Genomic DNA, 17,677 nt, shown 5'->3' with positions numbered 1-17,677 from the left:
CGCGCTACTGGAGGCCGAGCGCCATCCACTTGCCCGGGTCGGCCAGCGGCTCGAAGCCGACGCGGGCGTAGACCTCGTGGGCGTCGCCGGTCGCCAGCAGGATGCGGCGCAGGCCGTACGGCGCCAGGTGGTCGCGGACGTGGGTGACGAGGGCCGTGCCCAGGCCCTTGCCGCGGGCCGTGGGGGCGATGTAGACGTCGCAGAGCCAGGCGAAGGTGGTGTGGTCGGTGACGACCCGGGCGTAACCGACCTGTCGCCCCCGGCCGTCCCCGGCGGAATCCGCCTCGTACAGGCCGAAGTTGAGCGATCCGGCCACCGCCCGGTCCTGGCGCTCGCGGGGGCGGCCGAGCGCCCAGTAGGCGTCGGTGGAGAGCCAGTGGTGGATCAGGGCCAGGTCCAGCCGGTCCGGGTCGGTGGAGACCTCGTAACCGGCGGGGATGCCGTCGGTCACGGGCTCGGGGGCGAGGTCGCCGCGGGTCGTGTCGTTCATGGCGGGAGGCTGGCAGAGGATGCGGCCGGAGTCGAACGGATTACGTTCCGCGCCGCCCGCCGCGTCACCCGCCGCCCGTCACTTCGTCGTACGCGGCGCGCAACCTCCGCGCCCCTTCGGCCAGTTCGGCGGTCCCGGCGGCCGAGGCGAACGTTAGGCGCAGGTGCGGGGCCGGGGGCTCGGCGGCGAAGTACGGGCGGCCCGGGGCGACCGCGACACCCGCGCGCAGCGCGGCCCCGGCGAGCGCCGCCTCGTCCGTACCGTCGGGCAGGCGCAGCCAGAGGTGGTAGCCGCCGGGCGGGACGACCCGTACGCCGGGGCCCGTCCCCGTATCCCCGAAGTGCAGCCGGAGCGCCGCGGCGAGCGCCTCCCGGCGCACCGCCAACTGGCCCGAAGTGGAGCGCAGGTGACGGCTCCACGCCGGGGAGCCCACCAGTTCCAGGGCCGCCTCCTGAAGCGGCCTGGGCACGAAGAAACTGTCCACGACCTGGATGGCGCGCAACCGGTCCAGCACCGGTCCGCGCGCGGCGAGCGCACCCACCCGCAGGCTCGGCGAGGTGGCCTTGGTCAGCGAGCAGACGTGTACGACCGTGCCGTCCGGGTCGTCGGAGATCAGGGTGGGCGGCAGCGGTGGCGCGTCCTCGTGGACGAGGCGGCGCGCGAAGTCGTCCTCGACCACGAAGGCGCCGGCCGCGCGGGCGACCCGCAGCACCTCCGCCCGGCGCCCCGCGGCGAGCACCGCCCCGGTCGGGTTCTGGAAGAGCGGCTGGCAGACGAACAGCCGGGCCCCGCTGGCGCGGAAGGCCTCGGCCAGCAGGTCGGTCCGTACGCCGTCCGCGTCCATCGGTACGGGTACGGGGCGCAGCCCGGACGCGCGGGCGGCGGCCAGCATCCCCGGGTACGTGGGCGACTCGACGAGCACCGGCGCGCCGGGCGGGGCCAGCGCCCGCAGCGCCGCGGTCAGCGCGCTCTGCCCGCCCGCCGTCACCAGCACGTCCGACTCCGCGAGCGCGCCGCCGGGGCCGCCGGTCTCGCGCGCGAACCAGGCGCGCAGTTCGGTGACGCCTTCCATCGGCGGCCGGCCCCAGGCGCCGGGCCGGCGTCCGGCCCGTGCGAGCGCGGCGGCGAGCGCGCGCTCCGGTTGCAGCGCGGGGTGCAGATAGCCGCCGTTCAGCTCGATGACGCCGGCGGCGGGCGCGGCCAGGGTGGCCAGTACGCCGGAGGCGTCCACGCCGCGCGGCGCGTGGTCCCCGGCCGCCTCGGCGCTCAGCGCGATCTCCTGCCAGGAGGTGTCCACCGGGCGGACCTGCGGCCGGGCCTCGGCGCGGAAGGCGCCGGCGCCGGGCCGGGTGACGACCAGCCCCTCGGCCGCCAGCTCGGCCAGGGCGCGGGAGACCGTCACCGGGCTCACCCGGTGCCGCTCGACCAGGGCCCGGCTGGACGGCAGCTTCTCACCCGGAGAGTAGCGGTTGAGGCCACTACGGAGAATGGCGGCCAGCTCGGCGACGCTGCTACGCTCATGCATGAGAGAGCACGATAGCGCTACTACCGGTACCGCGATAGCGGTCGACACCACGGCCGCCGCGGCCGCCGGCCCCGGCCGCCCGGGGGCCGAGGCCGTCCGGCCGTCTCCCGTCACGCACGCCGCGGCCCCCGCCCCCGGCACCGCCGCCCGCGGCACCCTGCTCGCCGCCCTCGGGGTCGCCTCCTTCTCGCTCACCTTTCCCGCCACCGCCTGGGCCCTGGAAGGCATGGGCGCCTGGACGGTGGTGACGCTGCGCAGCGTGCTCGCCGCCGCCATCGCCGGCTGCTGCATGGCCGTCTTCCGCGTCCGGCCGCCGGAACGCCGGCACTGGGCCGGCCTGGCCGTCGTGGCGGCCGGTGTCGTCCTGGGCTTCCCGCTGCTGACCACCCTCGCCCTGGAGACCTCCACCACCTCGCACGCGGCGGTCGTCGTCGGTCTGCTGCCGCTGACCACCGCGGTGTTCTCGGCCGTACGGACCGGGGCCCGGCCGTCGAAGGCGTTCTGGGCCGCGGCGCTGGCCGGTGCCGCCGTCGTCATCGGCTTCACCGTCCAGCAGAGCGGCGGCGCGCTGAGCACCGGTGACCTCTACCTCTTCGCCGCGCTCCTGGTGTGCGCGGCGGGCTACACCGAAGGCGGCCGGCTGGCCCGGCACCTGCCCGGCTGGCAGGTGATCGGATGGGCGCTGCTGCTGGCCCTGCCGGTCACCGTGCCCGGCGCGGCCCTCGCCCTGCTCGCCGAGCCGCCGCACCTGACCGGGCACGCGGTGGCGGGCCTGCTGTGGCTGTCGCTCGGCTCGCAGTTCCTCGGGCTGGTGGTCTGGTACCGCGGCATGGCGGCGATCGGCGTGTCCAGGGCCAGCCAGCTCCAGCTCGCCCAGCCGCTGCTGACCCTGGTCTGGTCCGTGCTGCTGCTGGGCGAACAGCTGCCGCTGGCCGCCCCGGTCGCCGCCGTCGCCGTCCTGGTCTGCATCGCGGTCACCCAGCGCTCCGCCGGCTGACCGAATGGCCGGTGGACACCGCCCGCGGTACCGCTCTCCACGGGTGCAACGGTGGGGCCCGGCCGTACACTTACCGCCACGGAACACACACCCTCCGACCGACTTGACGAGGAGGCCGTAGCCGATGCGTGCGAGTGTGGGAGACCGGCTGCTGGTGCACGGCAGGATCGTGGGGCAGCACGACCGGACCGTCGAGATCATCGAAGTGCTGGGCGAGAACGGCACCCCGCCCTACCGCGTCCGTTTCGAGGACGGGCACGAGACCCTGATGTCCCCGGGCCCGGACACCGTCGTCCGTCCGTTCTCGACGGCCGACGCCCAGGAGTAACGGCCCGGTCCGGGCGGCGGGCGCCGCCCGGCACGCCGCTCAGCCGGCCCGCGGTGGCACGGCCGGCCCCTGGTAGTGGTCGGCCACCACCCGCGCCATCGCCCCGGTGCGGTCCTCGGCCACCTCCTTCGCCGAGAAGAAGATGTGGCCGCGCACCCTCGGGTGGCGGCGGGCGAAAGCGAGGTGGCGGGACAGTTCGGCGGGGTCCTGCCAGGCGGGCGGCTGACCGGGCGCCCCCGCCTTGTACAGGGCCTCGCCGACGCACAGGTGCACCCGTGTCCCCGCGACCGTCTCCGCCCACCAGGGCACCAGCTTCGCGTAGTCGGCGGCGGGGAACCCGATGTTCCAGTACACCTGCGGCACGATGTAGTCGATCCACTCCTCGCGCACCCACTTGCGGGTGTCGGCGTAGAGGTCGTCGTAGGTCTGCACGCCCGCGCGGGTGTCGGATCCGGACGGATCGGTGGCCCGGTTGCGCCATATGGCGAAGGGGCTGATGCCGAACCGTACGGGGCGGTGGTGGGTACGGCGCCGCCGGTGCCACCGGCCCCGGTCCGGCCCGCGCCCCCCGCCGGGGCCCCGGCCGCCGCCCGGTGACCGTGCCTCGCGCACCCGCTCCGCGGTCTCGTACACCAGCAGGTCGATGTTGGCGCGCCGCCAGTCCGCGCGGGTCTCGAAGCCGCCGCCGTACTCCTCGTACGCGGCGTCGTCGTCGAAGGTCTGGCCCGCCACCGGATACGGGTAGAAGTAGTCGTCGAAGTGGACGCCGTCGATGTCGTACCGCTCCACCGCGTCGAGGATCGCGTCCTGCACGAAGCCGCGGACCTCGGGCAGGCCCGGGTTGTAGTAGAGCTTGCCGCCGTACGGCACGACCCAGTCCGGGTGCAGCCGCGCCGGGTGGGCGGGCACCAGCCGCGACGGATCGGTGTGGTTGGCGATGCGGTACGGGTTGAACCAGGCGTGCAGTTCCAGGCCGCGCCGGTGGGCCTCGCGCACGGCGAAGCCGAGTGGGTCCCAGCCGGGGTCGCGGCCCTGCGTCCCGGTCAGGTACTCCGACCAGGGCTCGTACGGGGAGGGCCACAGCGCGTCCGCCGTGGGCCGCACCTGGAAGATCACCGTGTTGAGGCGGCGCGTGACCGCCACGTCCAGGTACCGCAGCAGTTCGGCCTGCTGCTGGGCGGGCGGCAGGCCGGGCCGGGAGGGCCAGTCCCGGTTGGCGACCGTCGCCAGCCACATGCCGCGGAACTCCGCCCGCCCGGTGTCCGCGCCCCGGCCGCGGGCCGCCGCGCCCCCGGTGCCCGGTACCGCGGCGGCCGTGGTCAGGGCCGCGACCGCGAAGGCTCTTCGTGTGATCCGTCTCATGCCACGCCCTCAAAGTGTCCGGTACGTCCCGTCCTAAGGCACCAGGATGCCCGCCCCTCCCCCCGCCGCACAGCATTCCGCGGAGTAACGTCGGGGCCGAGGCGGACGCCGGGGTCCCTGCCACGAGCACAGGCCCCCGCGCGGGCCGCCGGACCCCGAGATCAGCGAAAGGCACGATGTGACCGACATCGAACGCGTCGGAGTGGTGGGCTGCGGCCAGATGGGCGCCGGTATCGCCGAGGTGTGCGCCCGCGCCGGCCTGGACGTGATGGTCGCTGAGACCACCGGCGAGGCCCTGGAGCTGGGCCGTACACGGCTGACCAACTCCCTCGGCAAGGCGGCCGACCGCGGCAAGATCACTGTCGCGGAGCGGGACGCGACGCTCGGCCGGCTCAGCTTCACCACCGACCTCGGCGAGTTCGCCGACCGCGACCTGGTCATCGAGGCGGTCGTGGAGAACGAGCAGGTCAAGACGGAGATCTTCCAGGTCCTCGACCAGGTGGTGACCCGCCCGGACGCGATCCTGGCCTCCAACACCTCCTCGATCCCGCTGGTGAAGCTGGCCGTCGCCACCTCCCGCCCCGACCAGGTCATCGGCATCCACTTCTTCAACCCGGCGCCGGTGCAGAAGCTGGTCGAGCTGATCCCCGCGCTGACCACCGGCGAGGAGACGATCAAGCGGGCCGAGGCGCTGGTCCAGAACGTCCTGGGCAAGCACGCGATCCGCGCCCAGGACCGCTCCGGCTTCGTCGTCAACGCGCTGCTGATCCCGTACCTGCTCTCCGCGATCCGGATGTTCGAGTCCGGCATCGCCAGCCGCGAGGACATCGACAACGGCATGGAGCTGGGCTGCGCCCACCCGATGGGCCCGCTCCGGCTCTCCGACCTGATCGGCCTGGACACCGTCGCCTCGGTCGCCGCCTCGATGTACGAGGAGTACAAGGAGCCGCTGTACGCCGCTCCCCCGCTGCTCGCCCGCATGGTCGACGCCGGACGCCTCGGCCGCAAGACCGGCTCCGGCTTCTACCCGTACTGATCTTCGCGACGGTACGGACGGCGGGGCCCGGCCGCCGGCTCCGGCGGGCGCCCGGCCCGCACCCACGGCACACGGCGCGAGGGCCGCTCCCCTGAGGGAGTGGCCCTCGCGCCGTTCTGCTTTACCGTGCCCCGGGCCGTGCGGCCCGGGCACGCCGGACGAAAGATCCGCCCGCCGTCCCGCCCCGTGAGTGACGTCCCCCGTCGTGGTCCGCCCGCCGCTCGGGGGAAAGACGGCGGGCGGACAACCGGCCGATGGGCGCCCGTCCACCGGCAGCGGCCCCCGTTGCAGACCAGCTTCGGGCTTCCCGGCCATGGTCGGGACCGTGTGAACGGGGCGGGCGCTGGTGCGCGTTTCACACCCCGTGTGAAATCCGCACTCCCTCCGGCGCCGTCACGGCGGGTGACTTCACACGGGGTGTGCGCGGCCAACCCGCATATTCGTTCCGCACACGCTCCCGCCGTCCGTGCCGAGGTAGTTGACTGATGCGCGGATCGACAACGAAGTCCCGTCCATGGAAGGAATGAGGAGCGGACCGTGACCGCCCACCCTGAACCCGATCTGGTTGCCACCGACTTGGCGGAGCTCAGACGCTGCCTCGATGTGCGGACCGCCCGTGTCGACGGTCAACTGGCGCTGCTCGCCCAGCGATCCGAGCAGACCGAGCGTGACGCGGGCGACTTGCATGCCCGCGTCACGCGGTTGGAGCACGGCCGCTGGCCGCTGCCCTCCATCGCCGCACTCACGGGGCTCGCGGCGCTGGCGATCGCCGTATGGCAGGCGATGGTGCGCTGAGGCCGGCGGGCACGCGGCGCGCCTCGGCCGCCGCGGCCCGGGTCACCCCAGCCTGATGTGGTGCAGCAACAGCAGAGCGGCCGCCATATTGGCGGCCGGCACCTCCCCTCGCGCGATCATGTCGGGTACCAGTTTCAGCGGGACCCACTCCCGTTTGTCGGACTCGAAGTCGTCCTCGGGATGGCCCACGAAGGAGCCCCGGTCGGACCAGAAGATGTGGTGCCGGGCGTCGGTGAGGCCGTTGGACGGCTCCACCGAAAGGAGGTGTTCGAGGGGGCCGGGGCGCCACCCGGTCTCCTCCTCCATCTCCCGGGCGGCCGCGGCGGCGATGTCCTCGCCGTCCTCGACCACCCCCGCGGCCAGCTCCCACCCCCAGGTGTCGGTGATGAAACGGTGCCGCCACAGCAGCAGCACCTCGTTGGCCTCGTTGACCACTGTGGCCACGGCGACGGGCCGCAACCGGATCAGGAAATGATCCAGGTGGCGGCCGTCGGGGAGTTCGACATCGGCGAGGTTGACCCGGAACCAGCGGTTCTCGTAGACGGTCTGCTCACTGAGATTCTTCCATCGCACGTATGTGCCACCTTCCGCCGTTGGGCTGGCAAGGTGACACGGGCCGGCCTCACAGTGGAACGCGCAGCGCCTCGTCGATCAGATCGGCAGCCTCCTCGGTGGCGGTACCTCCGGTTTCGGACAGATGCTCGCGCACCGCCCGCAGCCGGTCCCGTAACCGCTGCGACTCCATTCCCCGCGCCTGTTCGGTCATCTGCGCGGCGTTGGCCACAGCCTGGTCCGCGTCCCCTTGGCGCAGCTCGATATGGGTGAGCATGGCCAGCCGGTGGACCCGGCCCCGGTCGTGCGTGGGGGTGTCGACGGCGGCGTCCGCGTGTTCCCGGGCAGCACGCAGGTCCCCCAGGCTCAGCAGTGCCTCCGCCACTTGTACGTTCACCAGGCCCGGCTGGACGTAATCCGTTTCGTCGGGTTCCTGACCAGGGCGTATGCGCTCGGCCGCCGCCTCCGCACGCCGGATGCAGGACAGCGCGCTCGCGCCGTCCCCCAGGCGTGCGTACGCCTTGGCCTGCATCGCGTAGAGATCCGCCGCGAGCGCCGGGGTGATCTGCGGCCCCGCCGTGCGCAGGGCCGCCTCCGCGAACGCGACCGCCTGGCGGTACTCCCGTACGAACAGGGACTGGTTGACCAGCAGCGCGATGATGTACGCGCCGAGCCCCCGGTCCCCGCTCGCCTTGGCCAGCCGCAGCGCCTGATGGAAGTAGCGCTGGGCCAGCCCGAGAGCGTCCGAGTCGTACGCACAGATGCCCGCGACGGCCACCAGCCCGCCGGTCGCCCGGTGGAGCTGACGCCCCGTCGCATCGGTGTAGCTGCCGCGCAGCAGCGGCGCCGCCTCCGTGTTGAGGAACCCGACGACCCGCGTTCTCGTCGCGATACCACCCGCCTTCCGGTACATCTGCTCGTAGTGCGTACGCGCCGCGCGGAGCATTTCGATGTCCGCCATGGACACCCGGGTCAGGCCGTCCCGGGACACGTCGGCGTCCTCGGGCGGGTTCTCCCACTCCCATACGGGGATGACCGCGGAGGTGCCGGTGAGGGCGGGGGCCGACAGGACGTGCGGCCGCTGCTGTTCGTCGGACCGCCACAGCGCGGTGGCGCGTTCCACGAATCCGGAGAGCGGGGTGTCCGGGGCGCGGCGCACCCCCGGCCGGCTCAGTCCGATGTCGTCGAGCCCCACCGCCCGGTGCAGCCGCTCGCTGAGGACTTCGCAGATCAGGTCGGGCACCTGGCCCCGTGGCCGCTGCCCCTTCAGCCAGCGGGCCACCGCCGTGTGTTCGTAGCGCAGCGCCAGTCCGCGCTGCCGGCCGAGCTGGTTGACGTGCAGGGCCAGCCCGGCGTGTGAGATGCCCGCCTCGTCGAGAATCGCGTCGAGCAGGCTGTTGGGCTCCATGGTGCCCTCCCGAGGGGGCCGCCCCGCCCCCGGCCGGGGCGACCGCCCGTAGACTTGTCGACTCAACTACCCCTTGAGATCAGCGTAATGAAGCGACCTTCACACGGGGTGTGAACCGGTCGCGCCCTCCTTCACTCCACCCGGCCCGCCCGGACACGCCCGCGCGCCGAGGGGGCCGCCTCCGCCTGGGCGGGTACCCGCCAGCGGTCGTTGCACAGCACCAGCAGCGCCACGTCGTCGGACAGCCGCCCGCCGACGTGCCGCAGCAGCGCGGCCCGTACGCCTTCGACGACGCGGGCGGGACGGCAGTCGCGGACCGAGCGGACACTGTCGTCCAGCGCCCGCGGCAGCGGGAAGAACGTGCCGTGGGCGTCCCGCGCGTCGGTCGCGCCGTCCGTGTGCAGGAAGATCGCCTGGCCGGGCTGCAGCGGCGGGCAGCCCACCACCGGCAGGTCGGCGGGCAGCGGGAACAGGCCCAGCGGCGGCATCGGCTCGCCGGGCGCCTCGGGAAGCGCGCCCTGCCGGCTGAGGCGGTACGGCCACGGGTGCCCGCAGTTGAGGGTGCGCACGGCGCCGTCCCGGTCGATCTCCACCAGCAGCACCGTCACGAACTCCTCGGACAGCGGGTTCTCCGGCTCGCCGCCGCCCGACGCCGGGTGCTCCGCGCGGGCCCGCTCCCGCAGGTGCCGTTGCAGGGCGCGCTCCAGGCGCCGGAGCACCGCGCCCAGGTCCGGTTCGTCGTGCGCCGCCTCGCGGAAGCTGCCGAGGACGGCGGCGACCGTGCCCAGCGCGCCGATGCCGTGGCCGCGCACATCGCCGATGACGGCCCGTACGCCGTGGCGCGTCGCCACGACGTCGTACAGATCGCCGCCGACGGTGGCGGTCTCGTCCGCCGTGAGGTGGTCGGCCGCGACCACGATGCCGTCCACCCGCGCGGGCAGCGGGCGCAGCAGCACCCGCTGCGCGGCGGTGGCCACTTCCTTCGTACGCTCCAGCTCCCGCAGCAGGCGCAGCCGCCGGCCCGCGGTCAGATAGCTGGCGGCCACCACGACGAGGACGGCGCAGCACGTGCCGATACGGGCGAGGACGTGGGCGCCCGGGTCCTCCGTGCCCAGGGGCAGCAGCGCGAGCAGCGCGCACAGGCCGCCGAGCACCACGCACTGCCGGCGGCCGGTGCCGGCGCAGGCTATGGCGGGGGCGGCGGCGAGAAGCTGGAGGAACTGGCCGTCGCCGGGGGTGCACCGCTCCCAGAGCAGTACGCCGAGGACCCACAGTCCGGGCAGCACGAGGACGAAGGCCCGCCGGGCTCGCGCGGCACGCGCAGGCGTGCCGCTCCGCCGCGCCCAGGTTCGGATCATGCCGATGCTCCCCCCAGCAACCATCGAGGCGGTCGGCCCGGCCCTCTCCCCGCGGCGGAACCTGTTGTGTGAGCGAGCCGCATCGTCCCGCACGATTCTTACGACCCCGCGTGGTCGACCGGATACTTTGCGCACTGATCTCACCCGATCGGGTGACCGCCGGGGAAACGACCGGGGGCCCGGGGACGAACCGTCGGTTCGTCCCCGGGCCCCCGGTGGGACAAGCGGTACGCGTGCTTACGCGCCGCGCAGCACCGCGCCCGTCCGCTCGACCGCGGCGGCCACCGCCGCGTCCCGCGCCGCGGACGCCTCGTCGGCGGTCAGCGTGCGGTCCGGCGCGCGGAAGCGGAGCGCGTAGGCCAGGGACTTCTTGCCCTCGCCCACCTGCTCGCCGGTGAACACGTCGAACAGCCGCAGCGATTCGAGCAGGTCGCCCGCGCCGGAGCGGAGCGCGCCCGCCACCTCGGCGGCCGGGACCGACGCGTCCACGATCAGCGCGACGTCCTGGGTCGCGACCGGATAGGTGGAGATCCGCGGCGCCCGCACCACACCGGTGCCGGCCCGCTGGAGGCGGTCCAGGTCGATCTCCATCGCGCAGGTGCGCTCCGGCAGGCCGAGCGCCTTGATGACGCGCGGGTGCAGCTCACCGGCGTTGCCGACGAGCACCTCCTCGCCGTCGATCACGGCGAGCAGCGCCGCGCAGCGGCCCGGGTGCCAGGGCGCGTGCTGGTCCTGGCGCACGATCAGCTCGACCCCGGCCTCGCGCGCCACGATGCGGCCCGCCTCGATCGCGTCCGCCCAGCCGGCCGGACGGCCCTTGCCCCACCAGCCGGCCTGCTCGCGGGCGCCGGTGAGCACCACCGCGGCGCGGCGCGGCTGCTCGGGCAGCGCCGCGTCCAGCGCGGCGATCTCCTCGTCGGTCGGCCGGCGGTCCACCGGCAGCCGCACCGACGGCTTCTCGTCACCGGTCGGCCGGAAGACCAGGCCGGTCTCGAAGAGCGCGAGGTCGTGCGAGCCGCGGCCGTCGTTGCGCCGCAGCGCGCCGAGCAGGCCCGGCACCAGCGTCGTACGGAGCACGGGCTCCTCGTCGGAGAGCGGGTTGACCAGCTTGACGGTCCGGCGGCGCGGGTCGTCCTCCTCCAGGCCGAGCTGGTCCAGGACGGCCTCGCCGAGGAACGGGTAGGTCGGTGCCTCGACGTAGCCGGCGCCGGCCAGCGCGCGGCCGACGCGGCGGTGCAGCCGCTGGCGCTCGGTCAGGCCCCGCCCGGCGGGCGGCCGGGGCAGGGTGAGGGGCAGGTTCTCGTACCCCTCCAGGCGGATGACCTCTTCGGCCAGGTCGTTGGGGTCGGTCAGGTCGGGCCGCCAGGACGGCACCGTCACGACCAGCTCGTCCTGGCCGTACACGTCGCAGCCGACCTGCTGGAGGCGGCGGACGACGGTCTCGCGGCCGTACGCGACGCCCGCGACGCGGTCCGGGTGGTCGGCGGGCACGGTGATCGTGCGCGGCGCGCTGGGCGCGACGACCTCGGTGACGCCGGCCTCGGCGGTGCCGCCCGCGAGCAGCACCAGCAGGTCGACGGTGCGCTGCGCGGCGGCGGACGCGGCCTGGGGGTCCACACCGCGCTCGAAGCGCTTGGACGCCTCGGAGGACAGCTTGTGGCGGCGGGCCGTGCGGGCCACGGACACCGCGTCGAAGTGCGCCGCCTCGACGACGACCTCGGTGGTGCCGCGCACCTCGCCGGTCTCCGGGTCCGCCACCGGGTCGGCGATCTCGGTGTTGGCGCCGCCCATCACGCCGGCCAGGCCGATCACACCGCGGTTGTCGGTGATGACCAGGTCCTCGGCGTCCAGCACGCGCTTCGTGCCGTCCAGGGTGGTGAGCTTCTCGCCGGCCTCGGCGCGGCGCACGCCGATCGTCCCCTCCACGCGGGAGCGGTCGTAGGCGTGCAGCGGCTGGCCCAGCTCCAGCATCACGTAGTTGGTGACGTCGACGGCCAGCGAGACCGGCCGCATGCCGGCCTTCTGCAGGCGGCGCTGGAGCCAGATCGGCGAGCGCGCCTCCGGGTTCAGGCCGACGACCGTACGGGCGGTGAAGCGGTCGCAGCCGAGCGGGTCGCCGACCTTGACCGGGTAGCCGAAGGAGTTCGGCGGCGGCACGTCCAGCAGCGCCGGGTCGCGCAGCGGCAGCCCGTAGGCGATGGCGGCCTCGCGGGCGATGCCGCGCATGGACAGGCAGTCGCCGCGGTTGGCGGTGACGGCGATGTCCAGGACCTCGTCGACGAGCTGGAGCAGCTCGATGGCGTCGGTGCCGGGCTCGTACTCCGGCGGCAGCACGATGATGCCGCCCGACCCGTCGTCGCCCATGCCCAGCTCGTCGCCCGAGCAGATCATGCCGTGCGAGACCTTGCCGTACGTCTTGCGCGCGGCGATCTTGAAGTCACCGGGCAGCACGGCGCCGGGCAGCACCACGACGACCTTGTCGCCGACGGCGAAGTTGCGCGCGCCGCAGACGATCTCCTGGGGCTCACCCGTGCCGTTGGCCCGGCCGACGTCCACCGTGCAGAAGCGGATGGGCTTCTTGAAGCCCTCCAGCTCCTCGATGGTCAGCACCTGGCCGACGACCAGCGGGCCCTTGAGGCCGGCGCCGAGCTGCTCGACGGTCTCGACCTCCAGGCCGGTGGCGACGAGTTTGGCCTGTACGTCCCGGCCGGACTCGCCGTCCGGCAGGTCGACGTATTCCCGCAGCCAAGAAAGCGGGACCCGCATCAGATCTCCATCCCGAAAGGCCGGGTGAACCGGACGTCACCCTCGACCATGTCTCGCATGTCCTCGACGTTGTGGCGGAACATCAGCATCCGCTCGATGCCGAACCCGAAGGCGAATCCGCTGTACTTCTCCGGGTCGACGCCGCAGGCCGTCAGCACCCGCGGGTTGACCATGCCGCAGCCGCCCAGCTCGATCCAGCCCTCGCTGGAGCACGTGCGGCACGGGTTCCGGGGGTCGCCGACGGACGCGCCGCGGCAGACGTAGCAGACCATGTCCAGCTCGGCGGACGGCTCGGTGAACGGGAAGTAGTTCGGCCGCAGCCGGGTCTTGATGTCGTCCCCGAACAGCGCCTTGACCATGTGGTCGAGGGTGCCCCGCAGGTCCGCCATGGTCAGGCCCTCGTCGATGGCGAGCAGCTCGACCTGGTTGAAGACCGGGGTGTGGGTGGCGTCCAGCTCGTCCGTGCGGTAGACGCGGCCCGGGCAGATCACGTACAGCGGCGGCTCGCGGTCGAGCATCGTACGGATCTGCACCGGCGAGGTGTGGGTGCGCAGCACGACACCGGACTGGTCCCGGCCGGCCGCCGCGTTGTCCACGAAGAACGTGTCCTGCATGGTGCGGGCCGGGTGGTCCGGGGCGATGTTCAGGGCGTCGAAGTTCAGCCACTCCGACTCGACCTCGGGGCCCTCGGCGACCTCGTAGCCCATGGCCACGAAGACGTCCTCGATCCGCTCGGACAGGGTGGTGAGCGGGTGGCGGGCGCCGGGCCGTACGCGGTCGTGCGGCAGTGTGACGTCCACCGCCTCCTCGACCAGCACCCGGGCGTCCCGCTCCGCCTCCAGCTCTTCCTGGCGGGCCTTGAGCGCCTGGCTCACCTGGCCGCGGGCCTGGCCGACGCGCTTGCCGGCCTCGGCCTTGGCCTGCGGCGGCAGCGCGCCGATCTCGCGGTTGGCCAGCGCCAGCGGCGAGGTGCCGCCGGTCTGCGCGACCTTCACCTCGTGCAGCTCCTGGAGGTCACCGGCGGCGGCGATGGCGGCGAGCGCCTCGTCCCGCATGCGGGCGATCTCTTCCGGTTTCAGGGCCTCGACCTCGACAGGGTCGTACGACTTATTGGGTGCGGACATCTCTTCCCGTGCTTCCGATGGGCTTGGCGCGCGGCGTGCCCCCGACGTGTGCAGTGCCAAAGGTGCCAAAGGTGCAGTCTACGGGGCAGGGCGGCCGCGCCTCATCCGAGCCCCGGCGGGGTCCGGCCCGCCGGGCGCCGCTCACGCCATGAAGGCGGGCGTCCCGACGGGCAGGCTAAATCGGAACCGGGCGCCGCCGGCCGGGGCGCGGCCGACCGTGACCGTGCCGCCGTGGGCCTCGACGATGCCCTTGACGATGTACAGGCCCAGGCCGGTGCCGCCGCGCTTGCTGCCCCGCCAGAAGCGGGTGAAGACGCGGCTCATCGACTCCTCGGGGATGCCGGGGCCCTCGTCGCTCACGGTGACGCTCGTCCCTTCCGCTCCGTCCGCGCCGGCGACGTCCGATGCCGGTGCCACCTCGATGGTGACGGTTCCCTCGCCGTGGCGCACCGCGTTTTCCAGCAGGTTGCCCAGCACCTGGTCGACCTTGTCCGGGTCGGCCCACAGATCGGGCAGCGGCTCGACCATGCGGATCAGGAAGCGGTCGGGCAGCTGGCCCGCCGTCGTCTGGGCCTGGACGTGCCGGCGTACGGCGGCGACCATGTCCACCCGCTGCCGCCGCACCTCCAGCCGGCCGGAGTCGATACGGGAGATGTCCAGCAGCTCGGCGATGAGCCGGGTGACGCGGTTGGCGTCCGCGTCCACGGTCTCCAGCATCAGCCGCTTCTGGTCGTCGGTGAAGCGCTCCCACTTCTGCAGCAGGGTGGCGGTGAAGCCCTTGACGGAGGTCAGCGGCGAACGCAGTTCGTGGGCGACGGTGGCGATCAGCTCGGCGTGGCTCAGCTCGGTACGGCGGCGCGCCTCGGTGCCGCGCAGCGCGACGACGAGGCGGCGGACCGGGCCGGTGGGGCGGCTGCGCACATAGCGCGCGGAGACCAGCACCTCACGGCCGCCGAGCAGCAGGTTGCGCTCCGGCTGGCCGCTGCGGATCGCCAGGCCGCCGTACGGGTCGGTCAGCTGCCACCAGCGGCGGCCCTCGATGTCCTGGAGCGGCAGCGCCTTCTCCAGCGGCCGGCCCAGCGCGTCGCGCGGGTCGATGGCGGTGATCCGGGCCGCGGCGGCGTTGAAGCAGATGACCCGGCCGGTCTCGTCGGCGACGACCAGGCCGTCGGGCAGGTCGTCCGGGTCGAGTCCGGTGCCGGTGAGGTCCGGGGCAGCGGCGGGCACCGGACCGGGCGCGTCGCCGCCCGCACGGGAACCGGCAGCGACCGTCGTGCTTTGCGCCCTCGTCTGCATTCCCGCTACCCCCTCCCCTTCCCACCCCGGGGACGCAACACTACTAGCCGCGGGAGGCGGAGCGGCAGCCTCCGGTGGTGCGCTGGGCGCGGGCCGAGGCGTAGAGGCAGACGGCGGCGGCGGTGGCCAGGTTGAGGCTCTCGGCCTTGCCGTGGATGGGCACCCGCACCACCGCGTCGGCCAGTGCGCGGGTCTCCTCCGGCAGGCCCCACGCCTCGTTGCCGAAGACCCAGGCCGTCGGGCCGCTCATGGTGCCCGCGTCCAGTTCGGCGTCCAGGTCGGCGGCGCCCGCGCCGTCGGCCGCCACGATCCGTACGCCGGCGCCGCGCAGCCCGCCGACGACCTGCTCGACCGGTACGCCCACGGCGACCGGCAGGTGGAAGAGCGAGCCGACCGAGGCGCGCACCGACTTGGGGTTGTAGAGGTCCACCGAGGCGTCGGTCAGCACCACCGCGTCGGCGCCCGCGGCGTCCGCGCAGCGCAGCACCGTACCGGCGTTGCCGGGGTCGCGTACGTTGGCGAGCACCGCGACCAGCTTCGGGCGGGCGGCCAGGATCTCCTCGAAGGGCGAGTCCAGGAACCGGCAGACGCCGACCAGGCCCTGCGGGGTGACGGTCTGGGACAGGTCGGCGATGGTCGCGTCGGCGGCGTAGTGCACCGGCACGCCGGCCGCGCGCACCGCGCCGACGATGTCCGCGTGCCGCTCGGCGGCCTCCGGGGTGGCGAACAGCTCGACGAGCGTGCGCTCCCCGGCGAAGCGGTGCGCGACGGCTTCGCGTACGGCCTGCGGGCCCTCGGCGATGAACCGGCGTTCCTTGCCGCGGAAGTTGCGGCGGGCCAGCCGCCGGGCGGCGGCGACGCGCGCGGAACGCGGGGAGATCAACTCGGGGGTGCCCATGGGCGGCGGCTCACTTCTTCGGATGTCGTCGGCGTGCGGAAGGGCGTGCGGAAAGCGTCGGACCCGCAGGCCGGGGGCCTGCGGGTCCGTGCGAACGTGCCTCAGGCCGTGCTTCAGGCGGCCTTCGGGGCGTTGACGTCGCTCGGCAGCGCCTTCTGCGCCACCTCGACCAGCGCGGCGAACGCGTTGGTGTCGTTGACCGCGAGCTCGGCCAGCATCTTGCGGTCGACCTCGATGTTGGCGGCCTTCAGACCCTGCACGAAGCGGTTGTAGGTCATGCCGTTGGCGCGGGCAGCGGCGTTGATGCGCTGGATCCACAGCTGACGGAAGTCGCCCTTGCGCTTCTTGCGGTCGTTGTAGTTGTAGACGAGGGAGTGGGTGACCTGCTCCTTCGCCTTGCGGTAGAGGCGGGAACGCTGGCCGCGGTAGCCGCTGGCCTGCTCGAGGATCGCCCGGCGCTTCTTGTGGGCGTTGACTGCCCGCTTGACGCGTGCCACTTGTTAACTCCTTGTAGCGGGGCCGCGGTGGTCGTCACGCGGCCCGAATCGACTTCGGTCCCGGTCAGGTCCTGCTGCCACGCCTGACGGCGGGCGGCGGACTTACTTGCCGAGAAGCTTCTTGATCTTCGCGGCGTCGCCCGGGGCCATCTCGGCGTTGCCGGTGAGGCGACGCGTCACGCGGGACGACTTGTGCTCGAGCAGGTGGCGCTTGCCGGCGCGCTCCCGCATCACCTTGCCGGAGCCGGTGACCTTGAAGCGCTTGCTGGCACCGCTGTGCGTCTTGTTCTTCGGCATGCGCCGTTCTCTCCTCTTGAGTGGCGCCCCCACCGGTCCGGGGACCGGCGCCCGGGGGCGTCAGATGTATCGGTTGCTGTCCGGGGCGACCCCCGGCGCAGTCCGGGGCTCGCGCCCTGGATCACGCCTCGGCGGGCTCCTCGGCGCCCTGCTCCGCAGCAGGACCCTGACGCTCCGCCTTGCGGGCGGCCTGCGCCTCGCGGGCCTCGGCCATCGCCTCGGTCTTCTTCTTGTGCGGACCGAGGACCATGATCATGTTGCGGCCGTCCTGCTTCGGGTTCGACTCGATGAACCCCAGGTCCTGGACGTCCTCGGCGAGCCGCTGCAGCAGTCGGAAGCCCAGCTCGGGGCGGGACTGCTCGCGACCACGGAACATGATCGTGATCTTGACCTTGTCACCCTGCTTGAGGAACCGGACGACGTGACCCTTCTTGGTGTCGTAGTCGTGCGGGTCGATCTTCGGCCGGAGCTTCATCTCCTTGATGACCGTGTGCGCCTGGTTCTTGCGCGCCTCACGGGCCTTCATGGCCGACTCGTACTTGAACTTTCCGTAGTCCATGAGCTTGCAGACCGGCGGACGGGCGTTCGCCGCCACCTCGACCAGGTCGAGGTCGTACTCCTGCGCAAGCTCCAGGGCCTTGGCAAGCGGCACGATGCCGACCTGCTCGCCACTGGGACCGACGAGTCGCACCTCGGGGACGCGAATCCGGTCGTTGATGCGGGGCTCGGCGCTGATGGATCCTCCTCGGTAGCACCACGCGACGGCCTGGCGGACTGCCGCGTAACGTCTGTTTCGGTATGACCAACCGCGCCGGTACATGAAAAATGCCCCGGACGGGACACAGGCGGGGCTCCTCAATGGATCGGGAGCACCGCCGCGATGTCACCGCGGGGCGCAGCCTGACCGTTGACCCGCCGGCCCTGAGGCTGGTCGGGTGGGAGATCGGA

Annotated in this window: 17 protein-coding genes; 4 read left to right on the top strand and 13 right to left on the bottom strand. The window is 73.4% G+C overall.

All coding sequences use genetic code 11. The annotated features are described in order from the left end of the window. Positions 1–4 precede the first annotated feature (4 nt). Together CP973_RS14195 and CP973_RS14190 are read right to left on the bottom strand one after the other, a co-directional pair. A complete protein-coding gene (locus CP973_RS14195; protein WP_150240714.1) occupies positions 5–490 on the bottom strand; it encodes a GNAT family N-acetyltransferase in 486 nt (161 codons plus the stop codon). Between the two features lie 64 nt (positions 491–554). Further along, positions 555–2,015, bottom strand: coding sequence for an aminotransferase-like domain-containing protein (locus CP973_RS14190; RefSeq protein ID WP_150240712.1), 1,461 nt, complete (start codon positions 2,013–2,015; stop codon positions 555–557). Between CP973_RS14190 and CP973_RS14185 the strand changes: the two genes are divergently transcribed. Beyond that, on the top strand, positions 2,014–3,012 hold the full coding sequence (locus CP973_RS14185) for a DMT family transporter (protein WP_150240710.1): 999 nt from the start codon (positions 2,014–2,016) through the stop codon (positions 3,010–3,012). The genes CP973_RS14190 and CP973_RS14185 overlap by 2 nt on opposite strands. 124 nt (positions 3,013–3,136) lie before the next feature. Then, a complete protein-coding gene (locus tag CP973_RS14180; RefSeq protein ID WP_150240708.1) occupies positions 3,137–3,340 on the top strand; it encodes a DUF1918 domain-containing protein in 204 nt (67 codons plus the stop codon). Between the two features lie 39 nt (positions 3,341–3,379). Here the strand turns inward: CP973_RS14180 and CP973_RS14175 are convergent, their stop codons facing one another. After that, the gene (locus tag CP973_RS14175) at positions 3,380–4,702 is read right to left on the bottom strand and encodes a glycoside hydrolase family 10-like protein (protein WP_150240706.1); all 1,323 of its coding nucleotides are present in this window, start codon (positions 4,700–4,702) and stop codon (positions 3,380–3,382) included. A 178-nt stretch (positions 4,703–4,880) separates the two neighbouring features. On the opposite strand from CP973_RS14175, the gene CP973_RS14170 reads away from it, so the two are divergent. Beyond that, positions 4,881–5,738, top strand: a complete 858-nt coding sequence (locus CP973_RS14170) for a 3-hydroxybutyryl-CoA dehydrogenase (RefSeq protein WP_150240705.1) — start codon at positions 4,881–4,883, stop codon at positions 5,736–5,738. A gap of 537 nt (positions 5,739–6,275) precedes the next feature. Further along, positions 6,276–6,533 carry a hypothetical protein gene (locus CP973_RS14165; protein WP_150240703.1) on the top strand — a complete coding sequence of 86 codons (258 nt, stop codon included), beginning with the start codon at positions 6,276–6,278 and terminating at the stop codon, positions 6,531–6,533. Between the two features lie 42 nt (positions 6,534–6,575). On the opposite strand, the gene CP973_RS14160 is transcribed toward CP973_RS14165, so the two are convergent. The 10 genes from CP973_RS14160 to infC all read right to left on the bottom strand — a co-directional run bounded on the left by CP973_RS14160 (position 6,576) and on the right by infC (position 17,549). Continuing rightward, positions 6,576–7,106: an NUDIX domain-containing protein gene (locus CP973_RS14160; protein WP_150240701.1), complete on the bottom strand. Its 531-nt coding sequence runs from the start codon at positions 7,104–7,106 to the stop codon at positions 6,576–6,578. Positions 7,107–7,155: 49 nt separating this feature from the next. Continuing rightward, the gene (locus CP973_RS14155; protein WP_150240699.1) at positions 7,156–8,493 is read right to left on the bottom strand and encodes a tetratricopeptide repeat protein; all 1,338 of its coding nucleotides are present in this window, start codon (positions 8,491–8,493) and stop codon (positions 7,156–7,158) included. Positions 8,494–8,624: 131 nt separating this feature from the next. After that, positions 8,625–9,851 carry a PP2C family protein-serine/threonine phosphatase gene (locus CP973_RS14150; protein ID WP_150240697.1) on the bottom strand — a complete coding sequence of 409 codons (1,227 nt, stop codon included), beginning with the start codon at positions 9,849–9,851 and terminating at the stop codon, positions 8,625–8,627. A 237-nt stretch (positions 9,852–10,088) separates the two neighbouring features. Then, positions 10,089–12,617 (bottom strand): phenylalanine--tRNA ligase subunit beta, encoded by a 2,529-nt coding sequence (pheT, locus tag CP973_RS14145; protein ID WP_150240695.1) that lies wholly within the window; start codon positions 12,615–12,617, stop codon positions 10,089–10,091. Further along, positions 12,617–13,741, bottom strand: a complete 1,125-nt coding sequence (gene pheS, locus CP973_RS14140) for a phenylalanine--tRNA ligase subunit alpha (protein ID WP_150240693.1) — start codon at positions 13,739–13,741, stop codon at positions 12,617–12,619. Before pheS ends, pheT begins: the two co-directional genes overlap by 1 nt. A gap of 141 nt (positions 13,742–13,882) precedes the next feature. Next, entirely contained in the window at positions 13,883–15,037 is a 1,155-nt protein-coding gene (locus tag CP973_RS14135; RefSeq protein ID WP_150240692.1) for a sensor histidine kinase, read from the bottom strand. A gap of 43 nt (positions 15,038–15,080) precedes the next feature. After that, positions 15,081–15,935 (bottom strand): TrmH family RNA methyltransferase, encoded by an 855-nt coding sequence (locus tag CP973_RS14130; RefSeq protein WP_150240690.1) that lies wholly within the window; start codon positions 15,933–15,935, stop codon positions 15,081–15,083. 113 nt (positions 15,936–16,048) lie between these two features. Continuing rightward, the gene (rplT, locus tag CP973_RS14125; protein WP_003985533.1) at positions 16,049–16,432 is read right to left on the bottom strand and encodes a 50S ribosomal protein L20; all 384 of its coding nucleotides are present in this window, start codon (positions 16,430–16,432) and stop codon (positions 16,049–16,051) included. A 102-nt stretch (positions 16,433–16,534) separates the two neighbouring features. Further along, positions 16,535–16,729 (bottom strand): 50S ribosomal protein L35, encoded by a 195-nt coding sequence (gene rpmI, locus CP973_RS14120; RefSeq protein WP_030017691.1) that lies wholly within the window; start codon positions 16,727–16,729, stop codon positions 16,535–16,537. Between the two features lie 121 nt (positions 16,730–16,850). Further along, the gene (gene infC / locus CP973_RS14115; RefSeq protein ID WP_208853179.1) at positions 16,851–17,549 is read right to left on the bottom strand and encodes a translation initiation factor IF-3; all 699 of its coding nucleotides are present in this window, start codon (positions 17,547–17,549) and stop codon (positions 16,851–16,853) included. Positions 17,550–17,677 lie beyond the last annotated feature (128 nt).

The sequence above is a fragment of the Streptomyces albofaciens JCM 4342 genome, assembly GCF_008634025.1.
Classification (GTDB): Bacteria; Actinomycetota; Actinomycetes; order Streptomycetales; family Streptomycetaceae; genus Streptomyces; species Streptomyces albofaciens.
This window is presented reverse-complemented; position numbering and strand designations above follow the sequence as displayed.

Coding starts and splice junctions, on each gene's coding strand:
- rpmI (WP_030017691.1), bottom strand. CDS start 16,729: ATGCCGAAGAACAAGACGCACAGCGGTGCCAGCAAGCGCTTCAAGGTC.
- CP973_RS14185 (WP_150240710.1), top strand. CDS start 2,014: ATGAGAGAGCACGATAGCGCTACTACCGGTACCGCGATAGCGGTCGAC.
- pheT (WP_150240695.1), bottom strand. CDS start 12,617: ATGCGGGTCCCGCTTTCTTGGCTGCGGGAATACGTCGACCTGCCGGAC.
- CP973_RS14175 (WP_150240706.1), bottom strand. CDS start 4,702: ATGAGACGGATCACACGAAGAGCCTTCGCGGTCGCGGCCCTGACCACG.
- CP973_RS14135 (WP_150240692.1), bottom strand. CDS start 15,037: ATGCAGACGAGGGCGCAAAGCACGACGGTCGCTGCCGGTTCCCGTGCG.
- pheS (WP_150240693.1), bottom strand. CDS start 13,741: ATGTCCGCACCCAATAAGTCGTACGACCCTGTCGAGGTCGAGGCCCTG.
- CP973_RS14190 (WP_150240712.1), bottom strand. CDS start 2,015: ATGCATGAGCGTAGCAGCGTCGCCGAGCTGGCCGCCATTCTCCGTAGT.
- infC (WP_208853179.1), bottom strand. CDS start 17,549: ATGTACCGGCGCGGTTGGTCATACCGAAACAGACGTTACGCGGCAGTC.
- CP973_RS14155 (WP_150240699.1), bottom strand. CDS start 8,493: ATGGAGCCCAACAGCCTGCTCGACGCGATTCTCGACGAGGCGGGCATC.
- CP973_RS14195 (WP_150240714.1), bottom strand. CDS start 490: ATGAACGACACGACCCGCGGCGACCTCGCCCCCGAGCCCGTGACCGAC.
- CP973_RS14150 (WP_150240697.1), bottom strand. CDS start 9,851: ATGATCCGAACCTGGGCGCGGCGGAGCGGCACGCCTGCGCGTGCCGCG.
- CP973_RS14180 (WP_150240708.1), top strand. CDS start 3,137: ATGCGTGCGAGTGTGGGAGACCGGCTGCTGGTGCACGGCAGGATCGTG.
- CP973_RS14130 (WP_150240690.1), bottom strand. CDS start 15,935: ATGGGCACCCCCGAGTTGATCTCCCCGCGTTCCGCGCGCGTCGCCGCC.